The sequence below is a fragment of the Roseomonas rosulenta genome, assembly GCF_016106005.1.
GTDB classification, from domain to species: Bacteria; Pseudomonadota; Alphaproteobacteria; order Acetobacterales; family Acetobacteraceae; genus Neoroseomonas; species Neoroseomonas rosulenta.
Genome location: NZ_JACADR010000613.1, coordinates 1 through 809 on the forward strand (window position 1 = coordinate 1; position 809 = coordinate 809).

The 809-nt window shown below is 79.2% G+C and carries 1 protein-coding gene; it reads right to left on the reverse strand.

What is annotated here, in order from left to right:
- Positions 1-781, reverse strand: a 781-nt coding sequence (locus tag HW578_RS27230) for a transcription antitermination factor NusB (protein ID WP_369407995.1), incomplete at its 3' end; no start/stop codon positions are given.
- Between the last annotated feature and the right edge of the window lie 28 nt (positions 782-809).

Consider the following 809-nt stretch of genomic DNA (forward strand, 5'->3'; position numbering starts at 1 on the left):
GGCGCGCGGCGTCGCGCTCGACCGCCGTCACCTCGGCGCCAGCGGCGGCCAGCTGCGCGGTCTTGCCGCCGGGTGCGGCACAGAGGTCGGCGATGCGTTCGCCCGGCCGGGCGCCCAGCAGCAGCGCCGGCAGCGCGGCGGCGGCGTCCTGCACCCAGAACCGGCCCTCGGCGAAGCCTGGCAGGTCGGTCACGCGGGTGCCGGCGGCCATGCGCCAGGTCCCGGTGGGCAGGACCTCGGCCCCGGCAGGGGGCTCTGCGCCAGGGGCGGGGCTGAGGTCGAGCGGCGCGGGGCCGCGATGTGCCTCGGCGATGGCGCGCACCGCCGGCCCATAGGCGGCGTGCCAGGCGGCCCAGAGCCAGGCCGGCGTATCGAGCCGCGGCGCATCGAGTCCCTCCAGCGCCGCCGGCCCCTCGGCCGCCACCTTGCGCAGCACGGCATTGACCAGCCCGGCGAAGGCCTTGGGGGCGAGCGCCACTGCCGTCGCCACCGCGGCATGCGGGGGGGTGTCGAGCAGCAGCAGCTCCGCCACGCCGATGCGCAGCGCGTGGCGGGCGGGCGGCGGCGGTTCCTTGCGCAAGAAGGGGCTCAGCACCTCGTCGATGCTGCCCAGGCGGCGCAGCACCATGGCGGCGATGCGATGCGCCGCGGCGCGGTCGCGCGGGTCGAGCCGGCCGGGCAGCGCGTCCAGCGCCTCCTCCAGCGGCTTGCGGTGTTCGAGGGTGGCGTCGAGCAGGTCGCGCGCAGCGCGGCGGGTGGGCAGGCCGGGCGGGGGTGTCACGGGCGCTGGGCTCCGGCCGGGCGGGCGG